15 protein-coding genes are annotated in these 17,124 nt (G+C 30.9%); 1 reads left to right on the top strand and 14 read right to left on the bottom strand.

The window, feature by feature from the left end; genetic code table 11:
* The 3 genes from V8G69_RS08830 to V8G69_RS08820 form a co-directional block, all read right to left on the bottom strand.
* Positions 1–636: a cation transporter gene (locus V8G69_RS08830; protein ID WP_394881464.1), complete on the bottom strand. Its 636-nt coding sequence runs from the start codon at positions 634–636 to the stop codon at positions 1–3.
* 57 nt (positions 637–693) lie between these two features.
* Positions 694–2,472, bottom strand: a complete 1,779-nt coding sequence (gene argS / locus V8G69_RS08825) for an arginine--tRNA ligase (RefSeq protein ID WP_394881463.1) — start codon at positions 2,470–2,472, stop codon at positions 694–696.
* Between the two features lie 110 nt (positions 2,473–2,582).
* Positions 2,583–2,792, bottom strand: coding sequence for a hypothetical protein (locus tag V8G69_RS08820; RefSeq protein WP_394881462.1), 210 nt, complete (start codon positions 2,790–2,792; stop codon positions 2,583–2,585).
* A 399-nt stretch (positions 2,793–3,191) separates the two neighbouring features.
* On the opposite strand from V8G69_RS08820, the gene V8G69_RS08815 reads away from it, so the two are divergent.
* Positions 3,192–5,243, top strand: coding sequence for an ATP-binding protein (locus V8G69_RS08815; RefSeq protein WP_394881461.1), 2,052 nt, complete (start codon positions 3,192–3,194; stop codon positions 5,241–5,243).
* Positions 5,244–5,251: 8 nt separating this feature from the next.
* Here V8G69_RS08815 and ctlX read toward each other — a convergent pair whose 3' ends face one another.
* From ctlX to rpsD, 11 genes are all read right to left on the bottom strand, one after another.
* Complete coding sequence (ctlX, locus tag V8G69_RS08810; protein ID WP_394881460.1) at positions 5,252–6,190, bottom strand: citrulline utilization hydrolase CtlX; 939 nt, start codon at positions 6,188–6,190, stop codon at positions 5,252–5,254.
* 282 nt (positions 6,191–6,472) lie between these two features.
* Positions 6,473–7,027 carry an OsmC family protein gene (locus V8G69_RS08805; RefSeq protein ID WP_394881459.1) on the bottom strand — a complete coding sequence of 185 codons (555 nt, stop codon included), beginning with the start codon at positions 7,025–7,027 and terminating at the stop codon, positions 6,473–6,475.
* A 124-nt stretch (positions 7,028–7,151) separates the two neighbouring features.
* Positions 7,152–8,018, bottom strand: a complete 867-nt coding sequence (locus V8G69_RS08800) for a helix-turn-helix domain-containing protein (RefSeq protein WP_394881458.1) — start codon at positions 8,016–8,018, stop codon at positions 7,152–7,154.
* Between the two features lie 226 nt (positions 8,019–8,244).
* Positions 8,245–9,159 carry a dimethylarginine dimethylaminohydrolase family protein gene (locus V8G69_RS08795; protein WP_394881547.1) on the bottom strand — a complete coding sequence of 305 codons (915 nt, stop codon included), beginning with the start codon at positions 9,157–9,159 and terminating at the stop codon, positions 8,245–8,247.
* A 65-nt stretch (positions 9,160–9,224) separates the two neighbouring features.
* Positions 9,225–10,511 carry a citrate synthase gene (locus tag V8G69_RS08790; protein ID WP_394881457.1) on the bottom strand — a complete coding sequence of 429 codons (1,287 nt, stop codon included), beginning with the start codon at positions 10,509–10,511 and terminating at the stop codon, positions 9,225–9,227.
* A gap of 173 nt (positions 10,512–10,684) precedes the next feature.
* Positions 10,685–12,013, bottom strand: coding sequence for a citrate (Si)-synthase (locus tag V8G69_RS08785; protein WP_394881456.1), 1,329 nt, complete (start codon positions 12,011–12,013; stop codon positions 10,685–10,687).
* 191 nt (positions 12,014–12,204) lie between these two features.
* Complete coding sequence (gene eno, locus V8G69_RS08780) at positions 12,205–13,497, bottom strand: phosphopyruvate hydratase (RefSeq protein ID WP_394881455.1); 1,293 nt, start codon at positions 13,495–13,497, stop codon at positions 12,205–12,207.
* A 151-nt stretch (positions 13,498–13,648) separates the two neighbouring features.
* A complete protein-coding gene (carA, locus tag V8G69_RS08775) occupies positions 13,649–14,755 on the bottom strand; it encodes a glutamine-hydrolyzing carbamoyl-phosphate synthase small subunit (protein ID WP_394881454.1) in 1,107 nt (368 codons plus the stop codon).
* Positions 14,756–14,838: 83 nt separating this feature from the next.
* Positions 14,839–15,318 carry a 50S ribosomal protein L17 gene (gene rplQ / locus V8G69_RS08770; protein WP_394881453.1) on the bottom strand — a complete coding sequence of 160 codons (480 nt, stop codon included), beginning with the start codon at positions 15,316–15,318 and terminating at the stop codon, positions 14,839–14,841.
* Between the two features lie 62 nt (positions 15,319–15,380).
* The gene (locus V8G69_RS08765; protein ID WP_394881452.1) at positions 15,381–16,373 is read right to left on the bottom strand and encodes a DNA-directed RNA polymerase subunit alpha; all 993 of its coding nucleotides are present in this window, start codon (positions 16,371–16,373) and stop codon (positions 15,381–15,383) included.
* A gap of 99 nt (positions 16,374–16,472) precedes the next feature.
* Entirely contained in the window at positions 16,473–17,078 is a 606-nt protein-coding gene (gene rpsD / locus V8G69_RS08760) for a 30S ribosomal protein S4 (protein ID WP_394881451.1), read from the bottom strand.
* Between the last annotated feature and the right edge of the window lie 46 nt (positions 17,079–17,124).

The following is a 17,124-nucleotide window of genomic DNA, read 5'->3' as shown; positions in this document are numbered from 1 at the left end:
TTAATGCGATTTACAGCTACAATATTTGTCGCTGTTTGCTTTTTCAAAACATTCTTTTCCTTCTTTAAAAGCAAAGTATGAAAGCAATAAAGTTCCTAAACTATCTAAATATGCAATATGGGTTAGTTCGTACAAACCACTACTTACCAATAAAATAACAGACATATATATACAAACCAACGTGCAATTGGCGTCTGCTAAAATTGGTTCAGAATTTAATTCACCTCCAACCTTTCTTTTCCATATTACCAAAACCCACATCACCAGTATTGAGATAACTGAGATTACAACTCCCCAAAAAGTTGTAATAGGTTTGTGACCAATATAAATATTGTAAATACTTGTAATTACTAAACCAACAACAAGTAAATAAAAAGCAAATCCGGTAATTCGTAAAGCTGTTTTTTCAAAATCGTCCCTTTTACTATCAGAATGCTTTTTAATCCTTAAAATCATATGTGCTATTCCTAATCCAGAAATAACTTCTATAAAACTATCTGAACCAAAACCAAATAAGGTTAAACTTTCGTCTTCAAATCCTAAATATGTAGAGATAATGCCTTCAGCAATATTATAAATTATTGTAAAAATAGCCAATGCAAAAGCTGTTTTATATAATTTATCTTCTTTGCTCATTTCGATTTTTATATAGTTAAGTTCCTTTCTTTAAACGAATAAAAAGCCTAAATAGTATTACATTCTTTCAGGCACATTAATACCTAATAATTTAAAAGCATTTTTAATAGTTAACGCTACTTTTTTAGAAAGTTGAACTCTAAAAATTTTATCATTTAAATCATCGGCGCCAAGTATAGAAACATTCTGATAAAACGAATTAAATTCCTTTACCAAATCATAGGTGTAATTTGCAATTAAAGCCGGACTATGCATTTCTGCTGCATTTTGAATAACTTCAGGAAATAATTGCAACTGTTTTAAAAGTTCCTTTTCTTTTTCATTTAAAGTTATATCTGTCAATGTTTTAGAATAATCAAAATCCGCTTTGCGAATAATTGACTGAATCCTTGCATAAGTGTATTGAATAAAAGGCCCCGTATTTCCTTGAAAGTCTATGGATTCTTTTGGGTCGAATAAAATACGTTTCTTTGGGTCAACTTTTAAGATGAAATATTTTAAAGCACCTAACCCTATAGTTTTATAAAGTTCTTGTTTTTCGTCTTCAGAATACCCATCAAGTTTACCAAGTTCTTCTGAAATTTCTCCAGCGGTTGAAGCCATTTCATCAATTAAATCGTCGGCATCTACAACGGTTCCTTCTCTACTCTTCATTTTTCCAGAAGGCAAATCTACCATTCCATAACTTAAATGATACAGGTTTTTTGCCCAATCAAATCCAAGTTTTTTCAAGATTAAAAACAAAACTTTAAAATGATAATCTTGCTCGTTGCCAACCGTATAAACCATTCCGCCAACATCGGGAAAATCCTTAATTCGCTGAATAGCAGTTCCAATATCTTGGGTCATGTAAACAGCAGTTCCATCTGCACGTTGTACTATTTTTTTATCTAAACCGTCTTCTGTTAAATCACACCAAACAGAACCATCTTCTTCTTTTACAAAAACACCCGATTTTAATCCTTCTGCAACAAATTCTTTTCCCAATAAATAGGTGTTACTTTCATAATAAAGTGCATCAAAGTCAACCCCAAGATTTTTATAGGTAATATCAAACCCATCATAAACCCATTGATTCATTTTTTTCCAAAGAGCTACCGTTTCTTCATCACCTGCTTCCCATTTTAAAAGCATATTTTGTGCTTCTAATAAAATTGGAGCTTGTTTTTTGGCTTCATCTTCAGTTTTTCCGTTAGAAATTAATAACTGAATCTCCTTTTTATATTCTTGGTCAAACTTCACATAATAATTACCAACCAACTTATCACCTTTTAAACCGGTACTTTCAGGTGTTTCACTATTTCCAAAACGTTTCCAAGCCAACATACTTTTACAAATATGTATACCTCTATCATTGATGATTTGGGTTTTATAAACCTTTTTTCCAGAAGCTTTTAATATTTCGGCAACACTGTAGCCTAACAAATTATTTCTAACATGTCCTAAATGCAGTGGTTTGTTTGTGTTAGGTGAAGAATATTCAACCATAATCGCTTTTTCATTTGTAGTAGGATTTACAAAACCAAATTGGTTATTGGTGTTTATTTCATTAAAAAAATGAATGTAATAAGAATCTTCAATTTCAATATTTAAAAACCCTTTTACCACATTGAAGGCTTTAACTTCATCAACATTATCAACTAAATAGTTTCCAATATCATTTCCAATTTGAACAGGATTTCCTTTAATAAAACGCAACATAGGAAAAATAACAACTGTAATATCTCCAGCAAATTCCTTTCTTGTAGCTTGAAACTCTACTGTATCTATAGAAATGCTAAAAGTTGATTGTACGGCTTGTTTTACCTGTATTGATAAAGTTTCTTGAAGGCTCATTAATTATATCTTTTTAAGGGAGCAAAGATAACAAGTTTTTTATGTTTTTTGAATTTAAACATAAAAGCTTGACATTATGAAATTGTAGAATTTAGCTTTTTATAACAAAATTAATACTTCGTTTTTTTGCCTCCAATATAACCTAAAGCAACGGCTACTAAACCTAAGGCTATTGTTATGTATGCATTTGTGTTATCTTGAGTTTCAATACTAAGATCGCCTAGGCTAAAAGATGTTTCTGGTGCAATTAATGTATAAATTCCATAACCTAATAGAACTACTCCTACTACTAATAGTATCACTGTTACCGTTTTATTCATATTATAAATTTTATATTTTGTTTTAAGGTATTAAATATTAATAGAAATATAAATAATTCTAAAAAAATATTTATAAAAACCTTATAAAACAAAAGAATAAAAGTGGTTGCCTTTCAGAAAAAAAGTGTTGTTTTTCTATGATTTTTACCGTTCATCTATTCGTCGATATTTTTGCAAATCTCCATATTCATTTAATCTAATTTATTGGTAGTAAAACGCAAAAATTAGATTTTTCAAAGGCTTTTCGCAACTTTTGTTACTGTATTGCTATTGTTCTCTTTTTAAACGGAAGACTAACAAAAAATAACTAACAAATACAACTTATATAAAATAGTCTTAATTCCCTCAACAAGAAACATTATATGATTATAATATTGATGGTTGTATGTTAAATATTGTATGAGGAAAATTATTACTCTATTACTCTTTTTACTCGTTTACTCTGGTTATTCTCAAACCAAAGAGATAGATAGTCTTTTTATACAATTAGCCTACGAAGAATCTGACACATTAAAGGTTGAAACCTCTTTAAAACTTATTCAAAAGCTATATGATATTAGCGAATATGACAGAGCTTTAAAATATATTTTTGAAAGTGAAAAACTTTCAAGCAGCATGAATTACACTCATGGAATTGCTGAAACTACTTATTATAAATCTTTAATTTACGCCAACAAAAACGATTATATAAATGCTGTTACCGGTTATGCAAAATCTAAAGCATTATATACAGATTTAAAGGATACATTAGGTGTTGCAAAAGTTAACAATAGTATTGGTTTAATAGAAATTAAGCGCGGGAATTACGCCAAAGGCTTGCAGTACTCATTATCTGCTATTAAGGAACTTGAGAAACGTAATTTAAAACCAGAACTTTGTTCAGCTTATAGTAATTTAGCTAAAGCCTATTACAGTATTCATGCTAAAGATAAAGCCTTAGAATTCTATTTAAAAGCTTTACAACTTCAAACCGAGCTACATAAAAAGCCTGAAATAATTGAATCAAATAGCCGTTTGGCTGAATTATTTTCTGCTAAAAAAGAATACAGAAAATCTATAGAATATTATGAAACCGTTATTAAAATGGTTGGTAATTCTAACGATTCTATTAAAGGAAACGTATTACCAAAACTTGGCGGTGAGTATTTGAAGTTTAACGATTATGAAGCGGCTACCAAATATTTACTTGAAGGATTAAGTTTAAACAGAAAATCGAACAACAAGTTAGGTTTAGTAATTTCATTGAATAATCTTGGTGAATTAAACTATAATCAAAAAAAACTAATACTTGCCGAAAATCAGCTTTATGAAGCTGGCACACTTGCCAAATCCATTAATAATAAAACAGAATTATTAAAGTATTACAAGCTCATGAAAGCTATAGATTCTACCAAAAGAAAATTTGATAGAGCTTTCACCTGGCAAAGAGAGTATTATAATTTAAAGAATAGTATTGATGATAATAATGCTTTTAAAGACTCCTTATCTAACAGCTCTTTAGAACTCAATCCAGACTTTGATAATATTATTGAAAAGACAGACAACACTACTTTATTAAAAGAAACTAAAATTGAAGATGATGAAAAATTAAATCGTTTTCAATTAATATTTTATGCCCTTTTAGGTGCATTGGCTATTGTTTCTACTTTCTTAATTTTGATTTATTTAAAACGAAATAATAGTATAAAATACACCCAAGAATTAGAAGAAAAGAACATTAAAATTGAGTTGCAAAACAAAGCATTTCAAGAACAAACCAAACATCTTGAAAACGTAAATAATGTAAAAGACAAGTTGTTCTCCATCATTTCACACGATTTAAAAGATTCTCTTTCTTCTATCAATGGTTTTATCGATTTATTAAAAGACGGTTCATTATCTAGAGATGAATTCGACAATTTAATTCCAGAATTAAGTGAAAATGCAAACAATGCTTCTTTACTGCTTTTTAATTTACTCAACTGGTCTAAATCCCAGATGCATTCACTAGAGCCAAAACCAACTTTGTTTGATGTACAAGAGGTTTTTGAAGACAAAATTAAATTAATAGAACAACGTTTAGACAGTAAAGGCATTGATTTAATTGACCATTCACTACGTGATTTTGTTTATGCCGATAGAAGTATGTTCGAAATTGTAATTCAAAACTTGCTTGCAAATGCTGTAAAATTCTGTAAAAATGGAGATTCAATTACCATTTCAAATCACATAAGTAATGGTAGTTGTATTATTAGTATTGCCGATACGGGTATAGGAATTTCAAAAGAGAACATTGAAAAACTCTTTAAAAATAATTCATTCACCACCATTGGAACCAAGAATGAAAAAGGTACTGGTTTAGGGCTTTCTATTTGTAAAGAACTCGTTGAGTTAAATAACGGTAAAATTTGGGTTGAAAGTAACTTAAATGTTGGAAGCACTTTTTATGTACAGCTTCCAAAATCTAAATAAATTAATTATTAAGCTTTAGGTAAAAAAACCTCAGCCATCATACATCTTGCACTTCCACCGCCACAAGCCTCAATAATATCCAAAGAACTGGAAACAATAGCCTTATTATGTTTTTTCAGGGTTTCTAACTGTGTATTGGTAAGTGAGGCGTAAGCAGATTGGCTCATCACCAAATATAATTCATCGTTAGCTCCTTTTACTTGTAACATATTACCTGCAAAACAATTTACCTGATCTTCAGAAATATCAATAATCTCTTTACCTGTTTCTTTTAAATGCTGAACCACAAGTTTTCGCTCTTTTTTGTCATCAATACTTGACAAACAAATCACAGCAAAAGTTTCTCCCAAACACATCATGACGTTGGTATGGTAAATAGGCATTCGCTTTCCGTTAACGGTTTGATTAGCTGTAAACCAAACAGGCATATAATCAAAATCTTCACAAAACTCTATAAACAAATCCTCGTCTGCTCTTGGAGAAATTGCACAATAAGCTTTTTTATTTACTCGATCAAGCAACAAACTTCCTGTACCTTCAAGAAAAACCGATTGCTCTTCTGCGCTTGTATAATCAACAATATCGTTTATTACAAATCCTTTGGCTTCAAGAATATCTAATACATCATCACGTCGTTCCAAACGTCTGTTTTCTGCAAACATTGGGTATAAGCCAACAGTTCCATTTTGGTGAAACGATATCCAGTTGTTTGGAAAAATAGAATCTGGTGTATCAGTATCTTTAGTATCATTAACAACAATAACATGCACTCCAACTTGCTGAAGTTTTTCAACAAAAGTGTCAAACTCTTTCTGTGCTTTAGCATTAACCGTTTCTGGCAGTAAATTATCTAAAACCTTTTGGTAATAATTGTTTACAGCAGTTTGTTCGTTCATCCTAAAATTTACAGGACGAATCATTAAAATAGTGTTAGTAGTTTGTTTCATAATGATATTATAAAGTACAAAAGTAAAGCTAATTGTGTTTACTTGATAATATTATGGATTCCTTTTTTAAGGGTTCAAAAAACTTGATTCTGTAAGAATTTTTAACTAACTTCGTTTAACGTCTGACATGAAATATTAAAACGATTTCATATCATAATAGTTGTGCATAATGCTGACCCTTCCTGAATAAAGGCAACATAATTTTAAATATTACATAAAAATCTCAGAAAGAGAAAATTTTCTGAGATTTTTATGTAATTAATTAATGCCAAATAAACAGTCTTATTTAATCTCAACTCGAACATCGGTTGGGTTTAAGATTGTGTTATAAACAGGAGATTGCTTTGCTAAACTTAGCAATTCTTGTTTTTGTTCTTCTGTAACACCTTCTACCTCAAATTCCACTCTAATTTGTTGGCTTCCTTTTTCAATAGAAGGATCTAAACCTAAAAAGCCTTGTAAATCAAAATCAGCTTCAACACTAGATGAAACGCTAGAAACTTCTATACCATGAGCAGATGCTAATAACATCATTGACGTAGTCATACATCCCAACAATCCATGTAAAATAACCTCCGCAGGGTTTGCTCCCTTGTTTTCTCCTAGTAAAATTGGTGGTTCATCATTATCATACACAAATGGAACTACGCGAGATGTATCTTCTTGGCAAGCACCGTAAAAACCTTGTATATTACTTCTGTTGTGCCCTCCTGTTATCCATTTGTTTTTTGCGCGTAATTCAAATTTTGCAATTTCTGGGTTTTGTTGAATAGCGCTTACTGTGTTAGAAATCCCTTCTAAACTAAATCCATTAAGTTTTTTTGCTAATGTTTCCATTTTTATTGTTTTTAAAATTAATAATAATGCAAATCTATAGCGTCTTTAACTCTTTGATTTTTTTTAAAAGTTCATTTTTTTTGTTTAGAAGTTCAAATTAAAAAAATTGGCAAATATTTAATTATTAAGCCTTTGTAAAAAGTTTTCGATATTGGTTTGGAGGATACTTGTAGTGTTTTTTAAAACTGCTGTTGAAGTGTGAAATATTTTTAAATCCACTCTCAAAACAAACATCGTTGATATTTAAATCAAGGTTGCTAAGTAACGTTTTTGCATATTCTAATCTTTTGTTATTTAACCATTTTCCTGGTGTTACTTTAAAATATTGCTGAAAATCTCTTTTGAAAGTTGATAAGCTTCTTCCACACAATCTTGCATATTCTTCAATTTTAAGATCATAATGGAAATTTTTAAGCATTACTTCTTCAACATTTATCTTTTGCTCTTGTTTTAAAGAATTGAAAAAAGAAAGTAAGTTTTTATTGGCTGAATTTAATAGAATATTGTAAAGCAACTCATTAAACTTTATTTCAACCAATTCTTTAGGAATATGATTTTGATTTAAATAACTGAAAATTGAAAGAATTAATGCCTTTAGCGAATCAGTAACGTTAATATTGAAAATTTGAGTTTCTACAATTTCAGTATCTTTTTGTTTAAACATCTCTGGATTTCTATTCATAAAGCGCTTGATAAAGTCTTCCGTTATAAAAAATACGATAGTGCAGTAATCTTCTTCAAAATACTGTTTAGTGTTGTAAAGTCCTTTTTTAAAAAAAAGAGCCTCTCCCGCACTTATTGTATAGGTCTTATCAATAGACGTCCAGTCTTTTTTACCGCTTATAACATAACTTAAAAAAGGTGTATCTGTCCACATTTTAAATTTGCCGGAATCAAGTGGACATTTATATTCTACAAATAAATAATCATCACCTATAAGTTTGCTATTGGTTGGATACTTTAAAAAAAAATCGTGTAACTCAAGAGACATGAATACAAATTTAGAAATTTTTATTAAATAAATTTCTAAGTATTTGAGTATCTAATATTAAACATATTTGAATACAAACACAATGCACAACACCGTTTAAAAATAATTGCTTGTTTCGTGCCTATTCGGAAAATCCTACGGATTTTCCTTTGGTTCGTTCTCTTTTTGCTAAATTAGGTGCTTAATCACGCAACTATTCTTATACTAACAGTTAAACGAAACTTAATTAATCCCTAATTAAAGGTAAAGTAGAACAACGTAATAAACCTTCTTGTTTAGCTATTTCTGCATAAGGTATTTCTTCTACAGTAAAACCTTGTTTGCGTAACCATGTGTTTAAACGTGTAAAGTTTTTTTCAGAAACTATCACTTTTTCAGAAATTGAAAACACATTGCTGTTCATGTTATACATTTCTTCTTTGGTAATTTCAAAAATATTTTCTTTTCCAAAGAAGTCAACCAACCATTGGTATTCCCGTTCTATAAGAAACCCATTTTTATGTAAAATCGCTTTATTTTTTCCAATAGGTTGAAAACAACAATCTAAATGCAAAGCATTTTCTTTAGCATTTGTGTTGGATTTTCTTAGTTCAAACGCCTTAACCATTTTATGTGGAAACAATTCCTGCAATGCAATTACGGCATCTATATTTGTTCTTGCGGTAATGTAACTTGAATAGTCTTCACCTGAATAGGTGCCAACAAAAATATAGTCATTCCAAGGCATCACATCACCGCCTTCAGCATGACATTCTTCTGGCAAAATTATTCGTTTATCTGGATCAATTTGTTTCCATATATAATCAATGGCACGAATTTCTTCTTCTCTATTTGGTAAAATATTGGCTCTTATAATTTTGTCTTCAATAACAAAAGCGATATCTCTTGAAAAGATTTGATTACAATCTTTTATAACCTCTGGCCTAAAAACTTCAACATCATATTTTTTAAAAACCTCTTCAAAAGCTTCCATTTCCAGAATCATATCTTCTTCCTTTGGATAAGTGCCAGCTTTTACGTTTTCAATGCTTTTAGGATCATAACATTCTTCAATTTTTGGCACAGGTCCATTGCTAAGAGCAGTTCCTAAAACCACGGCTCTTAAACGAGATGTTTCGTTATTTATATTCAATTGTAACATGAGACTAAGATATAAAAAAAGCTTCATAGAAATTATGAAGCTTAAATTTTTGAATTTAGATTTTTTTATCTTTCATCAACCGTAACGAAAGACCGTTGGGTTGCCCCGGTATATAATTGTCTTGGTCTTCCAATTGGTTCTTTTCCTAAGCGCATTTCTCTCCATTGAGCAATCCAACCTGGTAAACGTCCTAGAGCAAACATAACGGTAAACATATCTGTTGGTATTCCCATTGCTCTGTAAATTATTCCAGAATAAAAATCGACATTAGGATATAACTTACGGTCTACAAAAAAAGGATCACTTAAAGCTTCTTTTTCTAAACCTTTTGCTATATCTAATATTGGATCTTCAATTCCTAAATCATCCAATACTTCATCGGCAGCTTTTTTAATGATTCTTGCACGTGGATCGAAGTTTTTATAAACTCTGTGTCCAAATCCCATTAAACGGAAAGGGTCGTCTTTATCTTTGGCTTTTGCCATATACTTTTTGGTATCTCCTCCATCAAGTTTAATAGCTTCGAGCATTTCTAAAACTGCTTGATTTGCACCTCCGTGAAGTGGCCCCCAAAGTGCTGAAATTCCTGCAGATAAAGAGGCAAATAAACCTGCATGAGAAGAACCAACTATTCTTACTGTAGAAGTAGAACAGTTTTGTTCATGATCGGCATGTAGAATTAAAAGTTTATCCAATGCATCAACTAAAATTCTGTTTTGAACATAATCTTCATTAGGTTGCCTGAACATCATTTTTAAAACATTCTCAACATAACCAAGATTTTTATCTCCATAATCTAAAGGTAAGCCTTGTTTTTTTCGGTGTGTCCAAGCTACCAAAACTGGAAATTTGCCCATTATTTTAACAATAGCTTTATACATATCTTCTTCAGAATTTACATTTACTGAAGATGGATTGAAAGCAGTTAAAGCACTTGTAAGTGATGATAAAACTCCCATTGGATGAGCGGACTTTGGAAATGCATCTAAAATCTTTTTTACGTCCTCATCAACAACTGATTGCGCTTTAATATCGGCATGAAATTTATCGCGTTGTGCTTTTGTTGGAAGTTCACCAAAAATTAGAAGGTATGCTACTTCTAAAAAATCTGCTTTTTCAGCTAACTCTTCAATAGAATATCCTCTATATCTTAAAATTCCTTTTTCTCCATCTAAAAATGTAATGGCACTTTCACAAGAGCCTGTATTTTTAAATCCAGAATCTAAAGTTATTACTCCACCTGTTTCACTTCTAAGATTACTAATATCAATAGCAACTTCATCTTCTGTTCCTGTTTTTAATGGAAATTCATATTTTCTACCGTTTACTTCTAAAGTGGCTTTTTCTGACATAAATAATAAAGTTTAATTTTTTTTTGTGGTATGCTAATTTACAAAAATTACTACTACATTTTGGTTAAGAATATACAATTATTGGTAATTTGTTATACAAAAAAAAGCATTTATTAGAAATAAACGCTTTTGTTATTTTTATTTAAAAATTTAAATACTTTTTTTACAATAATCTAATTTGATAATGCCATTTGATTTTTAGTTTCAACCATTTTTTCTAACATTTCAGTTGTTATTGATTTTGGTCTTTCAAGTGAATATCCTAAAGCTCTATCCCAAATTATATTAGATAAAACCCCAAAAGATCTGCCTATTGCAAACAAAGCAGTATAAAAGTCATATTCAGTAACCCCATAATGCCATTGTACAACACCTGATTGTGCATCTACATTTGGCCATGGGTTTTTGGCTTTACCTTGTTCTCTTAAAATATCTGGAACTACTTTATACAAAACATCAACGTATTTAAATAAATGATCATCTGGCATGTGTTTTAAGCAAAATTCTCTTTGCACAGTATATCTTGGATCTGTTTTACGAAGAACTGCATGTCCATAGCCTGGTATAACCTGACCACTGTTTAAAGTTTCCCATACATAGTTTTTCATCTCTTCTTCTGTTGGTATTTTACCATTCATTTGATCTTTTAATCCTTGTAACCATCTAAGGACCTCTTGATTTGCCAATCCATGAAGTGGACCAGCCAATCCATTAATCATAGCTGAAGTAGCATAATAAACATCTGATAGAGAGCTTGCCACTAAATGACCAGTATGTGCACTTACATTACCACTCTCGTGATCTGCATGAATAATAAAATACATTCTTGAAACATCATCGTAAGGCTTATCTTTACCCATCATATAAGCAAAATTAGCTCCTAAATCTAAAGATGGATCGGGGAAACGATGACCGTGTTCCGGATGATATAATTTATTATAGATGTAAGCTCCAATTAATGGCATTTTAGCAAGTAGATTGGTAGCATCTTCATAAGTACAGCTCCAATAATCCATCTTACTCATTCCTTTTTTATAATTACTACTAAAATGAGACTCTCTTTCCAGACTCATTACAGCTGCAGATAAAATAGCCATAGGGTGACTATTACTTGGAAATGCATCAATAACATCCCATACATATCTTGGAACTACTCTACGATTTTTAAAATCCACTACTAAAGACTCAACCTCATCTTTTGTGGGGATTTCACCTGTTAACAGCAAATAATATAACCCTTCTACGTAAGGCATCTCCGCATTTTCCGGTTTTGGTAATTTTTCTAAAACCTCAGGCAATGTATAACCTCTATAACGAATTCCTTCAAAAGGATCTAAATAGGAAATATCTGTTATTAGACTTTTAATCCCTCTCATTCCACCTATTATTTGAGAAACCGAAACTTGATCAATAATTTCATCTCCGTGTTCCTTTAGTAGTCTTTCTGTTCTGGGCCTATGCTCTAGAATTTTACTATATAATTTGTCTTTTAAATTGTTCATATCATTAGTTTAATTTGTTTAGCATGAAGTGTAGGTTTATAAATTTATTATTTAATAACCAGAAAAAAAATGACTTATGTCACTAAATATCAGATATGTATCAATTGTTACAAATGAATGGGTTGCTTTTAAGGCATAAAAAAAGCCAAATTCATAAGAATTTGGCTTTTCTAAAATATTTTGTTCAAGGTTTATTTAACCTTAAATGCTTTTTCTTGTGGAAAATAAGCTGTTTCTCCTAATTCTTCTTCAATACGAAGTAATTGATTGTATTTAGCCATACGGTCACTACGTGATGCAGAACCTGTTTTAATTTGACCACAATTTAAAGCTACTGCTAAATCTGCAATAGTATTATCTTCAGTTTCACCTGACCTATGAGACATTACAGAAGTATACCCTGCATTTTTTGCCATATTTACAGCAGCAATAGTTTCAGTTAAAGATCCAATTTGATTAACTTTTACTAAAATTGAATTGGCAATTCCTTCTTCAATACCACGAGATAAACGTTTTACATTAGTAACAAATAAATCGTCACCAACTAATTGAACTTTACCACCAATTTTATCGGTTAATAATTTCCATCCTGCCCAGTCATTTTCATCCATACCGTCTTCAATAGAAATAATTGGATATTTAGAAACTAATTCAGCTAAATAATCAGCTTGTTCTGCACTGGTTCTAATTTTTCCTTTATCACCTTCAAACTTAGTATAATCGTATTTTCCATCTACATAAAACTCAGCAGAAGCACAGTCTAAAGCAATCATGACATCTCCACCAAAAGTATAACCTGCATTTTCTACAGCTAACTTAATAGAATCTAAAGCATCTTCAGTTCCTCCTGCTAAAGTTGGTGCAAAACCTCCTTCATCACCTACAGCAGTACTTAATCCTCTATCATGTAATACTTTTTTTAGGTTATGGAAAATCTCAGTTCCCATTTGCATAGCATGAGTAAAGTTTTTCGCTTTTACTGGCATAATCATAAACTCCTGAAAAGCAATAGGAGCGTCACTATGTGAGCCTCCATTTATAATATTCATCATTGGTACTGGAAGTGTATTGGCAGAAACACCACCAACATAACGATATAATGGCATATTTAACTCTGCTGCTGCTGCTTTAGCAACTGCTAAAGACACTCCTAAAATAGCATTAGCGCCTAATTTTGATTTGTTTGGTGTACCATCTAAATCAATCATCATTTGATCGATTAAGTTTTGTTCAAAAACAGAAACACCTAGCAGTTCTTGTGCAATTATAGAATTTACATTATCTACAGCTTTTAAAACACCTTTTCCCATATAGGCTTTTCCGCCATCTCTTAATTCAACAGCTTCATGTTCTCCTGTAGAAGCCCCAGACGGAACTGCCGCTCTTCCTAAAACATCATTTTCAGTTACAACATCTACTTCAATAGTAGGATTTCCTCTAGAATCTAAAATTTGTCTAGCATGGATATTAATTATTATACTCATAAGTACTTTTATTTAAAAACTTTTATTATTCAAATTTACGGTTTAATCTTGTTTTAATTCACTTGTTTTTAAAGAATTACAGAAATTCTTGTCTATAACGTTTTAGTAAAATAAAAACCTCAAACATTAAATACATATCTGAGGTTTTTATTTATTTTATTTTAATATTTTCAATAAACTGGTCGAAAAGATAAGACGAATCATGAGGACCAGGACTAGCTTCTGGATGGTATTGGACTGAAAAACAGTTTTTAGACTTCATTGCTAAACCAGCAACCGTATTATCATTTAAATGAACATGGGTAATTTCTAAATCTGGATGTGATTCGGCTTCTTCTCTATTAACAGCAAAACCGTGGTTTTGTGAAGTAATTTCACCTTTACCTGTTTTTAAATTTTTAATAGGATGATTAATTCCTCTATGTCCATTGTGCATTTTATAGGTTGAAACCCCATTTGCCAAGGCTATAACCTGATGTCCTAAACAAATTCCAAAAAGAGGTAAATCTCTTTTAATTATTTCTTTTGCTAGAGCTTGTGCTTCAACTAATGGTTCTGGATCACCTGGGCCATTTGATAAAAAGTATCCATCTGGATTAAAGGCCTGCAACTCTTCAAAAGTTGCATTATATGGAAACACTTTTATATAAGCATCACGTTTAGCCAAGTTGCGTAAGATGTTCTTTTTTATACCAATATCCAGTGCAGAAATTTTATAAGTTGCATTCTCGTTTCCAAAATAATAAGGTTCTTTTGTAGATACTTTTGATGCAAGTTCTAAACCATTCATACTAGGCACATCTGCTAATTGCATTTTTAATTTCTCAACATCATCAATTTCTGTAGTTATAACAGCATTCATAGCACCATGATCTCTTATATAACTAACCAATGCTCTTGTATCTACATCTGAAATTGCAAATAAATTATTAGTATTAAGGAAATCTTCTAAAGATTGATCTGCTGCGTCACGAGAATAATCATAACTAAAATTTTTGCATATTAAACCGGCGATTTTAATTGAATCTGATTCTACTTCGTCAACATTGGTTCCATAATTTCCAATATGAGCATTGGTGGTAACCATTAGCTGACCAAAATAAGAAGGGTCGGTAAAAATTTCTTGATATCCGGTCATTCCGGTATTGAAACAAACTTCTCCAAAGGCTGTTCCTTGTTTGTTTCCTACAGATTTTCCATAAAAAATAGTTCCATCTGCCAGTAAAATAATAGCTATTTGTCTTTTTTGGTATTTCATTTTTTTCGAAAGGTTTGGCAAAATTGCAAAAAAAAGGATAAACTAAAAAGTTTATCCTTAAATTTTATGAATGTTTATAACATTTATTCTTCTTCATTTGAAGCTGGAGTTTCAACAACTGGAGCAGCTGGGGCTTCTGTTTTAGTACCACCTCTTCTACTTCTACGAGTTGTTTTCTTTTTAGCTTTGTCTGCGTTGTAGATTTCATTGTAATCAACAAGTTCTATCATAGCCATATCAGCATTATCTCCTAAACGATTTCCAAGTTTAATAATTCTTGTATAACCTCCTGGTCTATCACCAACTTTAGCAGCTACATCTCTAAACAATTCAGCTACAGCTTCTTTTTGTCTTAAACTACTAAAAACAAGACGTCTGTTGTGTGTAGTATCTTCTTTAGATTTAGTAATCATTGGCTCAACAAATTGTTTTAAAGCTTTTGCTTTAGCAACTGTTGTATTAATACGTTTGTGTTCAATTAATGAACAAGCCATATTAGCCAACATTGATTTTCTATGAGCTGTTTTTCTACTTAAATGGTTAACTTTTTTTCCGTGTCTCATGACATTTGTTTTTAAACTTCATCTTGCTTCAACCCACTATTGAGGAGCAAATTATGAAGTAATTAATCTTTATCTAATTTATATTTGCTTAAATCCATTCCAAAGTTTAAACCTTTTACTATTACAAGCTCTTCAAGCTCTGTTAAAGATTTTTTACCGAAATTACGGAACTTCATTAAGTCATTTTTATTGAAAGATACTAAGTCTCCTAATGTGTCAACTTCTGCAGCTTTTAAACAATTTAATGCACGAACAGATAAATCCATATCAATTAACTTAGTTTTAAGCAACTGTCTCATATGAAGAGATTCTTCATCATAAGTTTCAGTTTGTGCAATTTCATCAGCTTCTAAAGTTATTCTCTCATCAGAAAACAACATAAAGTGGTGAATTAATGTTTTAGCAGCTTCTGTTAAAGCATCTTGAGGCGTAATTGATCCATCAGTAATGATTTCAAAAACTAATTTTTCATAATCAGTTTTTTGTTCAACACGATAGTTTTCAATACTATACTTAACATTTTTTATAGGCGTATAAATTGAATCTGTAAAAATAGTTCCTATTGGAGCAGAAGGTTTGTTGTTTTCTTCAGCAGGAACATATCCTCTACCTTTTTCAATAGTAATTTCCATATTTAAACTCACTTTTGGGTCTAAATTACAGATTACTAATTCTGAATTTAAAACTTGAAATCCAGAAATGAATTTTTGGAAATCACCCGCTGTGATTTGTTCTTGTCCAGAAATTGAAATAGAAATAGACTCATTGTCTATATCTTCTATTTGTCTTTTAAAACGTGCTTGTTTTAAATTTAAAATGATTTCTGTAACATCTTCTACTACACCAGAAATTGCAGAAAATTCATGGTCCACACCTTCAATTCTAACCGATGTAATAGCAAATCCTTCTAAAGAAGACAATAAAACTCTTCTTAAAGCATTTCCTACTGTTAATCCATACCCAGGTTCTAAAGGACGAAATTCGAATTTCCCTTCAAAATCTGTAGAATCAATCATGATTACTTTGTCGGGCTTTTGAAAATTAAATACTGCCATACTATTTTTCTTCTTTTTAATTGTTACTTAGTTGCGCGGTTTATAAGTTTGAAGAAGGACGAATAAACCCTTTGGCTAAATACCAATGTTGTTAATTTATTATTTAGAATATAATTCGACGATGAATTGCTCATTAATGCTTTCTGGAATTTGAATTCTAGAAGGAATGCTTACATAAGTTCCTTGTTTAGTTTCATTGTTCCATGTAATCCATTCGTAAACGTGACTTGAATTTGATAAAGATCTATCAATAGCATCAAGTGATTTTGATTTTTCTCTTACAGCAACTACATCTCCAGCATTTAAAGAGTAAGATGGTATATTAACAACTTCTCCGTTAACAGTAATATGTCTGTGAGACACTAATTGTCTTGCACCACTACGAGAAGGAGCAATACCCATTCTGAACACCACATTGTCTAATCTAGACTCACATAGTTGTAAAAGAACTTCACCTGTAATTCCTTGAGCAGCTCTTGCACGTTTAAACATGTTTCTGAATTGACGCTCTAATACACCATAAGTATATTTTGCTTTTTGTTTTTCCATTAATTGGATTGCATATTCAGATTTTTTTCCACGACGCTTGTTTGCACCATGTTGACCTGGAGGATAATTTCTTTTTTCAAAAGACTTATCTTCTCCAAATATAGCTTCGCCAAATTTACGAGCTATTTTAGTTTTAGGACCAGTATATCTTGCCATTTTTAAAATTTAGTTTTGAGAGTGTTTATGAATTAAGGTCTTAATC

It is taken from the genome of Gaetbulibacter sp. M235 (assembly GCF_043876835.1).
GTDB lineage: Bacteria > Bacteroidota > Bacteroidia > Flavobacteriales > Flavobacteriaceae > Yeosuana.
This window is presented reverse-complemented; position numbering and strand designations above follow the sequence as displayed.

Coding starts and splice junctions, on each gene's coding strand:
- V8G69_RS08830 (WP_394881464.1), bottom strand. CDS start 636: ATGAGCAAAGAAGATAAATTATATAAAACAGCTTTTGCATTGGCTATT.
- argS (WP_394881463.1), bottom strand. CDS start 2,472: ATGAGCCTTCAAGAAACTTTATCAATACAGGTAAAACAAGCCGTACAA.
- V8G69_RS08820 (WP_394881462.1), bottom strand. CDS start 2,792: ATGAATAAAACGGTAACAGTGATACTATTAGTAGTAGGAGTAGTTCTA.
- V8G69_RS08815 (WP_394881461.1), top strand. CDS start 3,192: ATGAGGAAAATTATTACTCTATTACTCTTTTTACTCGTTTACTCTGGT.
- ctlX (WP_394881460.1), bottom strand. CDS start 6,190: ATGAAACAAACTACTAACACTATTTTAATGATTCGTCCTGTAAATTTT.
- V8G69_RS08805 (WP_394881459.1), bottom strand. CDS start 7,027: ATGGAAACATTAGCAAAAAAACTTAATGGATTTAGTTTAGAAGGGATT.
- V8G69_RS08800 (WP_394881458.1), bottom strand. CDS start 8,018: ATGTCTCTTGAGTTACACGATTTTTTTTTAAAGTATCCAACCAATAGC.
- V8G69_RS08795 (WP_394881547.1), bottom strand. CDS start 9,159: ATGTTACAATTGAATATAAATAACGAAACATCTCGTTTAAGAGCCGTG.
- V8G69_RS08790 (WP_394881457.1), bottom strand. CDS start 10,511: ATGTCAGAAAAAGCCACTTTAGAAGTAAACGGTAGAAAATATGAATTT.
- V8G69_RS08785 (WP_394881456.1), bottom strand. CDS start 12,013: ATGAACAATTTAAAAGACAAATTATATAGTAAAATTCTAGAGCATAGG.
- eno (WP_394881455.1), bottom strand. CDS start 13,497: ATGAGTATAATAATTAATATCCATGCTAGACAAATTTTAGATTCTAGA.
- carA (WP_394881454.1), bottom strand. CDS start 14,755: ATGAAATACCAAAAAAGACAAATAGCTATTATTTTACTGGCAGATGGA.
- rplQ (WP_394881453.1), bottom strand. CDS start 15,318: ATGAGACACGGAAAAAAAGTTAACCATTTAAGTAGAAAAACAGCTCAT.
- V8G69_RS08765 (WP_394881452.1), bottom strand. CDS start 16,373: ATGGCAGTATTTAATTTTCAAAAGCCCGACAAAGTAATCATGATTGAT.
- rpsD (WP_394881451.1), bottom strand. CDS start 17,078: ATGGCAAGATATACTGGTCCTAAAACTAAAATAGCTCGTAAATTTGGC.